Raw genomic sequence first — 13,419 nt, 5'->3', positions numbered from 1 at the left:
CGGTAACCCGCGGCGCGCGACCGGCCCCTCACACTTATGCACATCTAGTCAGATAGAAGAGACGGGGGTCCAGCGCTGGCCGGACGCCCCGGAGCCGCCCCTCGCGCTGCCCGCCGGTTCGACGTACGTCAGCGGCGACACCGGCCCCGTCCAGGACGACGGTGGTGTCCCCTTCGGTTCCCTGGCCCCCGACGATGAACCGGCGTCGGTGAGAGTGCCGCAGATCATCGAGAGGGGACGGCTGATCGTCGGCGTGTCGCAGTCGATGAACCGCCTCGGGTTCCGCGACCCGGTCACCGGGGACATGGCCGGTTTCGAGGTGGACATCGCCCACGAGATCGCCCGGGACATCTTCGGTGACCCCGGGAGAGTGGATTTCCGCTACGTCGAGGGCGCTGACCGGGAGGACGCCCTGTACGACGGTGACGTGGACATCGTCATACGGTCGATGACGGTGACCCGGACCAGGCAGGCCACCCTCGAGTTCTCGGAACCGTATCTCACGGTCTCCCCCCGGCTGCTCGTCGGCAGGGACTCCGGGATCACCTCGGAGGCGGATCTCTCCGACCGGACGGTGTGCACCGCGGAGAACACCACCAACGCCCAGTCCGTGTCCCAGGACATACCCCACGGTCGCCTGCTCGTCACGCAGACCTGGACGGACTGTCTCATGGCCATGCAGCACGGACAGGTGGACGCCATCTTCTCCGATTCCCCGGTGCTGTCGGGGCTGCGTGCCCAGGACCCCAACACCGAGCTCATCGCGACCGACGGCTCCTCCGACGTCTACGGGGTGGCTGTCGCCCCGTCGACGGTGCGGGACACCGAAGGGCTGGTCCGCCAGGTCAATGCGACACTGGAACGTATGCGGGGTGACGGTTCCTGGACCCGCAGCTACAACAGGTGGCTCGCACCGTTCATGGGTGCCGCGGTGCAGCCGGAGGCGGAGTACCGGAGTGCGGAGGAGTCGGAGGAACTGAGGGACATCCGGCTCGCCGCACGCAGGACGCCTCCGTCAGATGAGCCCGGCGGGTCCGGCGCACCTGCCACCACCGCCGACGTACCGCAGAGCGAGGGGAACCGACAGTGAAGGACAGGAAGAACCGGGCGAACGGGGATGACCGGGCGAACGGGGGCTCCGGAGACGACGGCCGGGACGACTCCGGGATGACGCAGGGCTCCGGGGCAGGTCCGTCGGACGGGCACACCGGGCCTGTGACTGGGCCGGGTACTGAAGCGGTCGTCTTCGATCCTTTCGCCGACGATGACGACGAACCCGAGATCGACATCGCCGACCTTATGGCGGGAGGTGGAACCGCGGGCACGGGCACCGGAAATGACAGCGGGAGCGGCGGCAACGGCGGCACCGACAGCAGCACCGACAGCGTCACCGTGTCCGCCGACAGGACCGCCGAGAGAGCGACCGACGGTGCAACCGCACGGACCCCCGGCCCGACTACCTCAGACGGTGACGCGGGAACGTCTGCGACACCTTTCGATCCTTTTGCCGAGGACAGTGACGACCAGACCCCGACGGGAGCGGGCACCGACGCGACAACGACCCGCGACGCCGGGGAGCGCAGCCGGCTGGAGGCCCTCTCCACCTTCCGTCGACGCCGTGGCACCTCCCGGGCCGGGGCAGATGTCGCCGGAGGCATGGTCCGCCTGCCGTTCATACCGCCGACCGACCCTGCCAGGGCGGTGATCGACCCGGCGGAGGAGATCGCGAAGGGCACCGAAGCACCGACCCTGTCCGCCGGTGACATCGTCGCCGGGCAGTACGAGGTGATCGGTCCCATCGCCCACGGCGGGATGGGATGGATCTACCTGGCGCTGGACCACAACGTCTCCGACAGGTGGGTGGTCCTCAAGGGCATGATGGCGACGGTGACCCGCCAGGAACGGGCTGTCGCGGAATCGGAGCGGGCCTTCCTCGCCGACATCACCCACCCGGGAATCGTGAAGATCTTCAACTTCATCGACGATCCGCGCAGTCCCGGCGGTTTCATCGTCATGGAGTACGTCGGTGGGCCCTCCCTGCGCGACCGTCGGCGTCTGCAGAAGGGAAACACCCTCGACGTGGACGTCGCGATCGGGTACATCCTGTCCGTCCTCCCCGCACTGGAGTACCTGCACTCCCGGGGCGTCGTCTACAACGACCTGAAGCCGGACAACATCATCATCACCGAGGACCAGGTCAAGCTCATCGACCTCGGCGCGGTGACCGGTATCGGGGCGTACGGACATATTTTCGGCACGAAGGGTTTCCAGGCCCCGGAGATCGCGCGCACCGGCCCCACGGTCGCCAGCGACATCTACACGGTCGGCAGGACCCTCGCGAGCCTGGTGGTGAACCTCCCGGTCACCGACGGCGTCTACGATCCAGGTCTGCCCTCCCCCGACGATGAGCCGCTGTTCCGGCGTTACCTGTCGCTGTACCGGCTCCTGCTGCGGGCGACAGACCCGGACCCGGACGTGAGGTTCTCTTCGGTCCGCAGTCTGCGCGACCAGCTTGTCGGTGTGCTCAGGGAAGTGCTGGCCATCAGGGACGGGAGACAGTACCCGCACACCGCCACCCGGTTCACCGCCCAGAGGTCCACGTTCGGCACGAACCACCTGCTGTTCCGCACCGACCAGCTCCTGGACGGAATCGAACGCTCGGTGGAGATCACCGCCCCGGAGGTCGTGGCCGCTCTCCCCATCCCGTTGACGGATCCTGCGGACCCCGGCGCCGCCCTGTTGTCGGCGGCGAGCCTGACAGAGCCGGGCGAGATCATCGACACCCTGTCCACCGCGATGGACCAGCCGGGTTTCGAGAATTCCCGGGAGATCCCGTTGACCCTGGTCCGCGCCCAGCTCGACCTGGGGATGACCGCGGAGGCGGAGACCATCCTGAGGGACATGGACGCCACCGCCCGCCGCGACTGGCGTCACCAGTGGCTGTCGGGGGTGTGTGCCCTGCTCAACGGTGATTTCGTGAGCGCCCAGAGGTACTTCAATACGGTGCTGAACATTCTTCCCGGTGAACCGGCCCCGAAACTTGCACTGGCAGCTACCGATGAACTGCTGCTGCAGGCCCAGGGGGTCAACACCGTGGGGCTGCTGGACGCCGACATCCGGCGCTCGGCGATGGCGCTGACGTACCAGCAGGGACTGAACCTCGACGAGGAGACCTCGGTGCCCAGCTGGAGCCATCTCACCCTGGATCCGGTGGCTCTCCGGTTCCACGCGCTCCGACTGTACGGTCTGGTCTGGTCGACGAATCCGACGACGGTGTCCTCGGCGTTCGGGATGGCCCGGCAACTCCAGGCGGAGGGGATGGTGGACGCCGCGGTCGCGACACTGGACAGGGTGCCGGCGAACTCCCGGCACCATGAGATCGCCCGTCTGACGACGGTGCTGATGTTCATCACCGACCGTAAGGCGCTCAACGAGTCCCGTATCCGACGGGCGGGCAGGCGGCTGGAGCTTCTCCCGACGACGGAGCCGCGGATCCCCCAGCTGCGGATCGCGGTCCTCTCCGCCGCCCTGGACTGGTTGCGTGACCGGGAGTCCTCGGGCCGGCCGGTGACGGTCGGACCGGGACAGCTGTTCGACGTCGACTTCACTGAACGGGGGCTGCGGACGGGCCTGGAGCGGGGACTGCGTGAGCTTGCCCGGCAGTCACCGTTCGCCAGGCACCGTTTCCGGCTTGTCGACATGGCCAACAGGATCCGCCCACGGACCTGGTTCTGACCCGGTGCCCTCTCCTGTCGGGGCCGTCAGGCGGTTCTAGCTGTCAGCGAGCTCCGCCGCGGCACGCGCGATGGCGAGCTCCTCGTTCGTCGGGACGACGAGCACCTTCACCTCGGAATCGTCGGTGGAGATGAGGCGGGCTCCCTTCACCCCTGCTTCGTTGTTGTTCCTGGCGTCATCGATGATGATCCCGAAGTTCTCCAGGTTGGCCATGGTGTCCCTGCGGATGCCGACATGGTTCTCCCCGACTCCGGCGGTGAAGGTGATGGCGTCGAGGCGTCCCAGTTCCAGCATGTAGGAACCGACGTACTGGCGGACCCGGTGGACGTAGATGTCATAGGCTTCCTGGGCGTCCGACTCCCCTTCGTTCATGAGTTCCTGGAGCAGGCGGAAGTCATTGACGCCGCAGAGGCCCTTGAGACCGGAACGGCGGTTGAACAGGGTGTCTATCTCGTCGATGCTCATTTTTGCCTCGCGGACGAGGTGGAAGATGACGGAGGGGTCGATGTCGCCGGTACGGGTACCCATGACCAGGCCCGCCAGCGGGGTGAGCCCCATGGACGTGTCGATCGCCTTGCCGCCCCTGATCGCCGCCGCCGACGCACCGTTGCCGAGGTGCAGGGTGATCTGGTTGACCTCCCGCGGATCCTTGCCGATGATGTCGGGCACCAGACCGGAGACGTACTTGTGGCTCGTTCCGTGCGCCCCGTACCTGCGGATATGGTACTGGTCGGCGATGTCACGGTTGAGAGCGTAGCGGGATGCGGCGTCCGGCAGCGAGTGGAAGAACGCGGTGTCGAACACCGCGACATGGGGGACGTCCGGGAGCAGTGCCCGGGCGTTCTCGATCCCGTCGAGGTGGGCCGGGTTGTGCAGCGGGGCCAGGGGGATCAGTGAGCCGATCTGTTCGGCGACCCGGTCGTCGATGATCACCGGTTCGTTGAAGATGGACCCGCCCTGCACCACGCGGTGGCCGACAGCGTGGACGTCAAGGTCCTGCGGGCCGACCCCCAGCAGGGACATCATGCCGAAGGCACGTTCCAGGCCGACCGAGTGGCTGAGGATCGGGCGCCGGTCCTCGATGGTGTTGTTCTCGGTGACGATCCGGATGTGACCGCGGGACTCACCGATCTGCTCGACCAGTCCGGAGAGGAAAGGGACGTCCGGGTGCTCGGCCTCAAGGTCGAGGACCTGGAACTTGATGGAGGAGGAGCCGGAGTTCAGGACCAGGATGTGCTGCGTCATGGTTGTGGGTGACCTTTCGGTTAGTTGCCGGCCTGGATGGCAGTGATCGCGACGGTGTTGACGATGTCCGCGACCGTGGCCCCGCGGGACAGGTCGTTGACGGGCTTGTTGAGTCCCTGGAGAATCGGGCCGACCGCCAGGGCGTCAGCGGTGCGCTGCACGGCCTTGTAGGTGATGTTCCCGCTGTTCAGGTCCGGGAAGACGAAGACGTTGGCGTGGCCGGCGACAGTGGAACCCGGGAGTTTCTTCTGTCCGACGGACTCGACGACCGCGGCGTCGAACTGGAGCGGGCCGTCGATGCTGAGGTCCGGTGCCGCGGAATGTGCCAGCGAGACCGCTTCGGCGACAGCCTCCACGTCCGCACCTGACCCGGAGGATCCGGTGGAGTAGGAGAGCATCGCGACCCTGGGGTCGATGCCGAACTGTGCGGCGGTCTTCGCCGAGACCACGGCGATCTCCGCCAGCTGGGCCGGGGTGGGGTCCGGGTTCACGGCGCAGTCGCCGAAGGCCCAGAGGACGCCGTCCATGACCATGAGGAAGATCGAGGAGACGATGGACGCCTCGGGAACAGTCTTGATGATCTGGAAGCTGGGCCTGATGGTGTGCGCGGTGGTGTGGGCGGCACCGGAGACCATGCCGTCGGCCAGTCCGAGATGGATCATCATCGTCGCGTAGTAGCTGATGTCCTTCATCGTCTCCCGTGCCTCGTCGAGGGTGACTCCCTTGGCCCGCCGGAGTTCGGCGAACTCGGCGGCGAACCGTTCAAGGTCGTCCCCCTTCGTCGGGTCGGTCAACGTGGCACCCGACAGGTCGAGTCCGAGCTCGTGGCCGCGGGCGGCGATACCGGACGGGTCGCCGAGGATGGTGAGGTCGCAGACCTTCTTCGAGAGCAGCTGGTGGGCGGCGGTGAGGATACGGTCGTCATCACCCTCGGGCAACACGATGTGCGCGGACGCGGCGCGGGCCTGGATGATGAGGTTGCGTTCGAAGACCTCCGGGCCGACGACCGGTGTGGAGGGGTCGGCGTTGTCCAGCCTGTCCAGCTCGGTGAAGGCGATCGCCTCCCCCTCCGCCTCGAGTGCGGACCCACCGTGGGAGCCGTCCATCAGTGCGATGCCGCGGGGGATGCGACCGACCCGGACGAGCTGTCCGGACACCTGCTGGAGCTGGAGGTGGTCCTGTTCGCCGGCGGCGACGAGGAATTGTGGTGCACCCACCGCCGCAGCGAGGCGGGAGTCGAACATCGGCTCCCCGGTGGCGACGAGCACTCCTCCGTCGGTGTCGAGGGCGACGTCCAGGGCGGCACTGAAATCCGGTGCTGCGGGGCGGAGCGTGTCGAAGATGTCGGTGACGGTTCCGACATCGGGACCGTCAACGGCTCCCAGGGTGCTGAGCAGCTCCCTTCGGCGGCCTGCTGCGGTGGCGATCGGACTGAGCACGGCGCGAACTGTCACGGAATCTCCTGTGTGGTGTGGTCTACACGGACCTTACTATTGTGCACCGAACCACAAGCGGTGACCAACGCCACATTTTCGGGCACGGGCAAACAGGCTCTAACCTGTGGTGAAAGCCCCGCTCGCGGGGGCACCCGCGTTATCCACAACCTCGCCGGGACGGTCTGCCGCGACGTCACCGGCACCGGTGTGGCCGTCGCTACCGCCACGACCCTCGCGACCCTCGCGACCACGACGGCGGAACGCGCGGACCGCGGTCACGGCGACCAGCACGCTGAGAGGAACGGCCAGCGCCGCCACGAGCAGTGCCCCCGGAACACCCGCGGACTCCACGACACGGATCCCGTTGAGGACGACGAGCAGCGCACCGACCAGTCCACCCAGAATGTCAGGTCTCACGACTGTGACCACCCAGGCCGCGACCGGTGCACCGAGCGCACCGCCGACGAGCAGACCGACCACCGGCTGCCATGAGCCGTGGACCTGCTCCAGACCGAACAGGAAGCCCAGCGACGCCGACACCGCGACAAGGAACTCGGCGGTGTTCACCGTTCCGATGATCAGCCGCGGTTCCCGGCGTCCCACACTCAGCAGTGTCGAGGTGGTCACCGGTCCCCAACCGCCGCCACCGGTGGCGTCGAGGAATCCGCCGCCCAGACCGAGTGCCACCAGTCCCAGGCGTCGCCGGTCCCGGTGGTGCCGCTCAGCGGTCGGCTCTGCGGACGGCTCCCCGGCCACATTCCCGGCCAGTTCCCCACTGTCCCCGCCGCTGTGCCGGCGTGCCCTCTTCTCCGCCCTCTCCGGTGTCTCCCTCCAGGGCAGGGCGATGCTGCGGACAAGTACGTACGCTCCGAGGAGAAGCAGCAGGCAGGAGACGACGGGTTCAGCGGCCTCGCCTGACATCCCCGACAGGACGGTCGCCCCGGCGAACGCCCCCACCGCCCCAGGGACACCGAGGCACAGCACGGTAGGCCAGTGGACATTGCGCAGCCGCCAGTGAGCCAGTCCCGAGAACAGGGTCGTACCCACCTCGGCGAAGTGCACAGCCGCGCTCGCCTGCGCCGGTGCCGCTCCGGACAGGATCAGCGCCGTCGTCGCGGTGATCCCGAAGGCCATGCCCAGGGCGCCGTCGACCAGCTGTGCCAGCAGACCTGCCACAGCGAAGAGGAGAAGTTTCATTCCCGCGGCCTCCCGGCCCAGGCGGCCCTGACCCTGTCGAGGACGACCGGTACAACGGCGGTGTCCAGTGGGACACCGGTGGTGACCGGGATGTCCCGCGGCAGTCCGTGGAGGACATCCACCGCGGCGTCCCACAGGGTCCCCGGGGACGTGAACAGAGGTGCCACGTGCACGGGAGCGGCGGAGGAGCCGGCGGCCTGCTCCACTGCCGCGAGGAGAGCCGCGGGGCCGGTGTTCCCGGGGCCGGTGGCGGTGAGTGCCACGACATCTCCGTCTTCCAGGCCTGCCAGGTTGCCCGCCCTCACGGCGAGACCGGCGACAGTCTCGTTGGCACCCGCCACCGAGGAGCCCACGGAGTACAGGATGTAACGCCGGGTGCCCCGGGGGATGCGGGACGCCAGGAGTGCGGCGACATCGTCACCGGTACCGGGACCGTCGGCGAGCCGGAACTCCAGCCCGGTCTCCCTGGCGGCCTCCCCGAGAACCTCCGGGACATCATTGTTGAGATGGTAGGCCCGGGTGAACAACATCGGTACCACGGTGACCTGCCGGTACCCTGCCTCAGCGAGGTCACGGGCGACAGCGCCGAAGGTCAGCGGTGAGAAGTCGAGGTAGGCGGCCCGTGCCGGCACCCCGGTGGACTCACCCACCGCATCAGCGATCCTGGCCACCGCGGCATCCGCCTCCGGATGCCGGGACCCGTGTGCCAGACAGATCACCGGGGCCGCGTCCGTGCCGTCTTTCGCCAGAGTTGCTGGCACCTTTCTCCTCCTGTATTCCCGGTCCGGCTGTCGTCGCCGCCTGTGCCACCTGCGCGGCCGTCGCCGCCTGTGCCGCCGTTACTGTCCCGACCGGTCCCCGGTGTCGCTGACCAGTCCGGCGGTGAGGGTGTCCCCGTCCCCGGGGCTGACCAGGAGGAAGGACCCGACCCGTCCACCCCGCCGGTACTCCTCGACCGGAAGCGGCTCCGCCACGGTGACCCGGACCTCGGCAATGTCGTTGAGCTGCAGGGTCGGGTCGTCACCACGGTCGGCGGACTCCCCGCCGAGGATGTCGACCCTGCGGACGATCTCGTCGACCCGCGCCCTGACCAGGGAGGTCCCGTACCGCAGAAGAACATTGCCGCGCACACGCACCGGCGACTCCGCAAGATGGAACACCAGTGCGCTGAACGTGCTCACCGGGGCGGGGAGCGGGTCCCCATCGATTCCGGTGGCGATGAGGTCACCGCGGGCGATGTCGATGTCATCGGCCAGGCGGAGGGTCACCGACTCCCCGCGGACGGCCCGGTCCTGCGCGCCACCGGGACCGTCGATGCCGACGACGGTGGTGGTGCGTCCGCCGGCTCCGCCGACAGTGACGGTGTCCCCGACAGAGACCGACCCGGAGGTCAGTCGTCCGGCGTAGCCCCGGTAGTCGGAGGCGTGGTCACGGATGACCACCTGCACGGGGAAGCGGAGTCCCCGCTCCCGGCCCGCGTTGACCCGGGCGGGCCGGGCGGTCTCCAGGATCTCCAGGACCGAGGGACCGCTGTACCAGGGCGTGTTCTCCGACCTGGTGACGACATTGTCACCCAGCAGGGCCGAGGTGGGGACGATGTCGACCTTCGGCAGACCCAGCTCCGTCGCCAGTTCCCTGACGTCGGCGGCGATCCTGCCGAACACCTCCTCGGAGAAGTCCACGGCATCGATCTTGTTCACTGCGACGACGACATGGGAGGTCCGCATCATCGCTGCGACGGTCAGATGCCGGCGGGTCTGTTCGATCACGCCGTTGCGCGCGTCAATGAGCACGATGACCAGTTCAGAGGTCGACAGCCCGGTCACGGTGTTTCGGGTGTACTGCACATGCCCGGGGCAGTCCGCCAGAATGAACGAACGCCGGTCCGTGGCGAAGTAGCGGTAGGCGACGTCGATGGTGATTCCCTGCTCACGCTCGGCGCGCAGACCGTCGACGAGCAGGGACAGGTCCGGGTTCTCCAGGCCCCGCGCGGCGGACACCCGCCGCACCGCCTCGAACTGGTCGGCCAGGATCGACTTCGTGTCGTGGAGCAGACGGCCGACGAAGGTGGACTTCCCGTCGTCGACGGAACCCGCGGTGCACAGCCGCAGGGTCGGCAGTGCGGTGGTCTCCGACAGGTCGGTCCCCACACCGGAATCCCGGTCGGCGGCACCGTCAGTGGCCACGGTTGCTGCGTTGGTTGCGGCGGTGGTTGCGGCGGTCATCAGAAGTAGCCTTCCTTCTTGCGGTCCTCCATGGAGGACTCGGAGAGTTTGTCGTCGGCGCGGGTCGCACCCCGCTCAGTGGTGGTCGAGGACCTGATCTCCTCGATGACTTCGTCGACCGTCGCAGCCTCGGAGAGCACGGCTCCGGTGCAGGACATGTCCCCGACAGTGCGGTAGCGCACCGTCCTGGTCTCCACGGTCTCCCCCTCCTTCGGGCCGCCCCAGTCGCCGGCGGTCAGCCACATGCCGTTGCGGTTGAAGACCTCGCGGCGGTGGGCGTAGTAGATCTGCGGGATCTCCACGTCGCGGTCGCGGATGTACTCCCAGATGTCCGCCTCGGTCCAGTTCGAGATCGGGAAGACCCGGATGTTCTCGCCGGCCTGGTGGCGGCCGTTGTACAGCCCCCACAGTTCCGGACGCTGACGCCGGGGATTCCATCCTCCGAAGGAGTCACGCACCGAGAAAACGCGCTCCTTGGCCCGGGCCTTCTCCTCGTCACGCCGGGCGCCACCGATCACGGCGTCATAGCCCCGGTTCTGGATCGTCTCGACCAGCGGGACGGTCTGCAGCGGGTTGCGGGTCCCGTCGGGGCGTTCCTGGACCGCTCCGGAGTCGATCCAGTCCTGCACCAGCGCGACATGCAGGCTGATCCGGGGGTCGGCGGCGACGCGGTCCCGGAACTCGATGACCTCCGGGAAGTTGTGGCCGGTGTCGACGTGGATCAGCTCGAAGGGGACCGCTGCCGGGGCGAATGCCCGCTTCGCGAGTTCGAGGACGACGACGGAGTCTTTGCCGGAGGAGAACAGGAGACCCGGCCGGTCGAACTGGCCGGCGACTTCCCGGAGGATCTCGATGGCCTCGGCCTCCAGGCTGGCGAGGTGGGGGCTGAGCTTCTTCTGGTTCTTTTCGGTGGTTGCAGTGGTCACAGGTGGAGTCCGCATTCTGTCTTGGTGGAGCCGGCCCAGCGGCCGGAACGGGGGTCTTCGCCGGGGGCGACGGGGAGAGTGCAGGTGGCACAGCCGATGGAGGGGTAGCCCTGCCTGGTCAACGGGTTGATGATGAGGTCGTGTTCCTCGATGTAGTCCTCGACGTCCTGGTCTGTCCAGGCGACGATCGGGTTGATCTTCAGACGCCCGGTGCGGTCGACGTCGAGGACAGGGGTGTTCTTCCGCAGCTCGCTGTCGACCCGCTTCACCCCGGAGATCCAGGCCTCGTAGGGGTTGAGCATCCGTGCGAGGGGTTCCACCTTGCGCATCCTGCAGCAGGCCGTGGGGTTCGACCGGTAGAGGTTCGCCCCGTACTCACGGTCCTGTTCAGCGACCGTGAGAACGGGTTCCACGGTCTTCAACGGCAGGCGGTAGCGTTCATCGACCTTCCGGGCCACCTCGTAGGTCTCGTCGAAGTGGTAGCCGGTGTCGAGGAACACCAGGTCGGCGTCGTGCACCCGGTCCTGCACCAGTTCCGCCAGCACCGTGTCCTGCATGGACATGGTCACGGCGACGGTTCCGGTGACGTACGTGTTGACCCAGTCGAGGATCTCTTCGGCGGTTTTTCCCTCCAGGCATGGGTTCCATTCGTCCACCAGCGCCCGGTGTACCGCGCTCTGCTCGGCACTGAGGTGGGTGGTTGTCGTCGGCGCGCCGGCGGGACTGACCTCCGGGTCCTTCAGGGGCCTGTCCGGGGTTGCACCGGTGATCCCGGGTCCCACAAGACCGGTCAGCGCCGTGATGCCGGCGGCTGCGCCCGCGTTAGTCATTGACTGCTCTTCCCTAAGCTCTTCTCGGCGTTTCCTGTCGTCCACCGCGGTCCGTCGTCAACAGACCGAGTGGTCTAATGCTGCCCCACACTAGACCACTCGGTTCACCTGGGGCAACAGGGAAGTTCCGTACCCCTACAAGCTGGATTTGTATATTCAGTTCAGGGCGTAAAAAACTCCCGGACAGAGGGGTCTGTCACCGCCCCCGGGACCACACCGACCACAGCTCGGCGTACCTGCCCCCGGACGCCACCAGGTCCTCGTGGGTCCCGCGCTCGATGATCCGCCCGTCCTCCATCACCAGAATCTCGTCAGCTTCCCGCGCCTGGTCCAGGCGGTGTGCCACCGTCAACGCCGTCCGCCCCTCGGTGACCCGGCGGGCGGCGTCCTCCAGCGCCCGTGCCCCGGAGGACCCCGCCTCCGCGGTCGCCTCGTCCAGCACCACGACTCTCGGGTCACGCAACAGGATCCTCGCCAACGCCAGCTGCTGTGACACGACAGGGTCAGGGACCACACCACGGCTGCCGACCTCGGTGTCCAGTCCGTCGGGCAGCCGGTCCACCCACTCAAGTGCCCCCACCGCGGACAGGGCGTCCCGGAGCTCCCCGTCACCCGCGCCAGGTGCCGCGAGCAGCAGGTCGTCGCGCAACGTCCCCGAGAAGACATGCACCTCCTGGGAGACCAGCGCCAGCCGTGCCGCACGCTCGGCATCGGACAGTTCCGTCACCGGTACCCCGTCCACGGTCACCGCCCCCGTGGTCGGCTCCCTCAGACCTGCGAGCAGCGTGGCCACGGTGGTCTTCCCCGCGCCCGAGGATCCCACCAGAGCCACGGTTCGGCCGGGGGTGACCCGGAAACTCACGTCCTCGACCGCCCAGTCCACGGAACCGTCACCCGCCCCGTCCCCCTCTGTCGGCCCGTAGCTGAATCCGACCCCGTCCATCACGATCTCGCCCCGGGGCTCCGGCGCACCCGCGTCCGGAACCGGCCGCGGCGGATCCACGGTGACCCCGATGATCCTCGCCAGTGACGCATACCCCGACTGGGCGGCGTCCAGAACCCTCATGACCTGCTGCAACGGTCCGCGGACCCGGATCACCATCAACGCCGCGCCGGTGACCGCACCCACCCCGAGGACGCCGTGACCCACGAGGAAGAAGCCCAGCAGCACCGTCGAGGAGATCATCACCAGCTCCGCGACCAGCATCCTGTTCAGCAGGGTGACCATGACACGGTTGGCGGCCACCGCATTCGTCGCCACCGACCAGGACGCCTCCCCGATCCGGTCGTGCATCTCCTGCTCCATGCGGAACGCCCGGACCGTACGGCGTCCGTGGATGGCCTCCAGGACCCGGCGTGCCCGCAGCCCCATCGACGCCCGCTCCGCAGCGAAAAGCTGCGGGGCCCGGCGCAGGTAGGAGCGGGCGGAGAACCAGTACACCGGCGAGACCAGCACCAGGACCAGAAGGAACCGCCAGTCCACGCTGAGCAGCCCCACCCCGGTCGCAGCAATGACGAACACCGCACCGGAGAGCACCGGCATGACCTCCATCACCGCCGAGGAGACCTGTGCGACGTCGTCTGTCGAGCGGCTCACGACGTCACCGGTACCGGCGTCCTCCACCCGGTGCATCGGCAGTCCGAGTGCGGTGCCGACCATCTCCTCACGGAGATTGGCGATCATGCGTTCCGACAGCCTCGCGAGCAGGAAGTAGCCGGCACCGTCAGCGACACCGGCGCCCACCGCGGCGGCGACCATCAGCCCGGCGGTCCGCCACAGGGCTGCGTCACCGTCGGCGCCGGAGGCCGTGTCTGCGGCGGTGAC

10 protein-coding genes are annotated in these 13,419 nt (G+C 68.1%); 2 read left to right on the top strand and 8 right to left on the bottom strand.

Annotation, left to right across the window (positions count from 1 at the left end):
* A partial coding sequence (locus tag BN3906_RS07750) for a glutamate ABC transporter substrate-binding protein (protein ID WP_390620334.1) occupies positions 1 to 1,090 on the top strand: 1,090 nt, incomplete at its 5' end.
* Positions 1,091 to 1,167: 77 nt separating this feature from the next.
* On the top strand, positions 1,168 to 3,735 hold the full coding sequence (locus BN3906_RS07745) for a serine/threonine protein kinase (RefSeq protein WP_066589506.1): 2,568 nt from the start codon (positions 1,168 to 1,170) through the stop codon (positions 3,733 to 3,735).
* A 36-nt stretch (positions 3,736 to 3,771) separates the two neighbouring features.
* On the opposite strand, the gene BN3906_RS07740 is transcribed toward BN3906_RS07745, so the two are convergent.
* The 8 genes from BN3906_RS07740 to BN3906_RS07705 form a co-directional block, all read right to left on the bottom strand.
* Positions 3,772 to 4,980 (bottom strand): acetate kinase, encoded by a 1,209-nt coding sequence (locus BN3906_RS07740; protein WP_066586790.1) that lies wholly within the window; start codon positions 4,978 to 4,980, stop codon positions 3,772 to 3,774.
* A 20-nt stretch (positions 4,981 to 5,000) separates the two neighbouring features.
* On the bottom strand, positions 5,001 to 6,434 hold the full coding sequence (gene pta / locus BN3906_RS07735) for a phosphate acetyltransferase (protein ID WP_066586787.1): 1,434 nt from the start codon (positions 6,432 to 6,434) through the stop codon (positions 5,001 to 5,003).
* A 99-nt stretch (positions 6,435 to 6,533) separates the two neighbouring features.
* Complete coding sequence (locus BN3906_RS07730; protein ID WP_066586784.1) at positions 6,534 to 7,613, bottom strand: sulfite exporter TauE/SafE family protein; 1,080 nt, start codon at positions 7,611 to 7,613, stop codon at positions 6,534 to 6,536.
* Positions 7,610 to 8,374, bottom strand: a complete 765-nt coding sequence (locus tag BN3906_RS07725) for a sirohydrochlorin chelatase (RefSeq protein WP_261796915.1) — start codon at positions 8,372 to 8,374, stop codon at positions 7,610 to 7,612. Before BN3906_RS07725 ends, BN3906_RS07730 begins: the two co-directional genes overlap by 4 nt.
* Before the next feature lie 78 nt (positions 8,375 to 8,452).
* Positions 8,453 to 9,838 (bottom strand): sulfate adenylyltransferase subunit 1, encoded by a 1,386-nt coding sequence (locus BN3906_RS07720; protein ID WP_078057279.1) that lies wholly within the window; start codon positions 9,836 to 9,838, stop codon positions 8,453 to 8,455.
* Positions 9,838 to 10,779 (bottom strand): sulfate adenylyltransferase subunit CysD, encoded by a 942-nt coding sequence (cysD, locus tag BN3906_RS07715; protein ID WP_174217121.1) that lies wholly within the window; start codon positions 10,777 to 10,779, stop codon positions 9,838 to 9,840. Before cysD ends, BN3906_RS07720 begins: the two co-directional genes overlap by 1 nt.
* The gene (locus BN3906_RS07710; RefSeq protein WP_066586780.1) at positions 10,761 to 11,594 is read right to left on the bottom strand and encodes a phosphoadenylyl-sulfate reductase; all 834 of its coding nucleotides are present in this window, start codon (positions 11,592 to 11,594) and stop codon (positions 10,761 to 10,763) included. The genes cysD and BN3906_RS07710 overlap by 19 nt, the downstream gene beginning before the upstream one ends.
* Before the next feature lie 196 nt (positions 11,595 to 11,790).
* Positions 11,791 to 13,419 (bottom strand): ABC transporter ATP-binding protein (locus BN3906_RS07705; protein ID WP_066586778.1); only part of this gene is annotated, 1,629 nt, incomplete at its 5' end.

Source organism: Corynebacterium provencense, from assembly GCA_900049755.1.
Taxonomy (GTDB): Bacteria; Actinomycetota; Actinomycetes; order Mycobacteriales; family Mycobacteriaceae; genus Corynebacterium; species Corynebacterium neomassiliense.
This window is presented reverse-complemented; position numbering and strand designations above follow the sequence as displayed.

Bases quoted from the DNA above. Each gene is read 5' to 3' on its own strand.
- BN3906_RS07720 (WP_078057279.1), bottom strand. From the start codon at position 9,838: ATGACCGCCGCAACCACCGCCGCAACCAACGCAGCAACCGTGGCCACT.
- BN3906_RS07740 (WP_066586790.1), bottom strand. From the start codon at position 4,980: ATGACGCAGCACATCCTGGTCCTGAACTCCGGCTCCTCCTCCATCAAG.
- BN3906_RS07730 (WP_066586784.1), bottom strand. From the start codon at position 7,613: ATGAAACTTCTCCTCTTCGCTGTGGCAGGTCTGCTGGCACAGCTGGTC.
- cysD (WP_174217121.1), bottom strand. From the start codon at position 10,779: ATGCGGACTCCACCTGTGACCACTGCAACCACCGAAAAGAACCAGAAG.
- BN3906_RS07745 (WP_066589506.1), top strand. From the start codon at position 1,168: ATGACGCAGGGCTCCGGGGCAGGTCCGTCGGACGGGCACACCGGGCCT.
- BN3906_RS07710 (WP_066586780.1), bottom strand. From the start codon at position 11,594: ATGACTAACGCGGGCGCAGCCGCCGGCATCACGGCGCTGACCGGTCTT.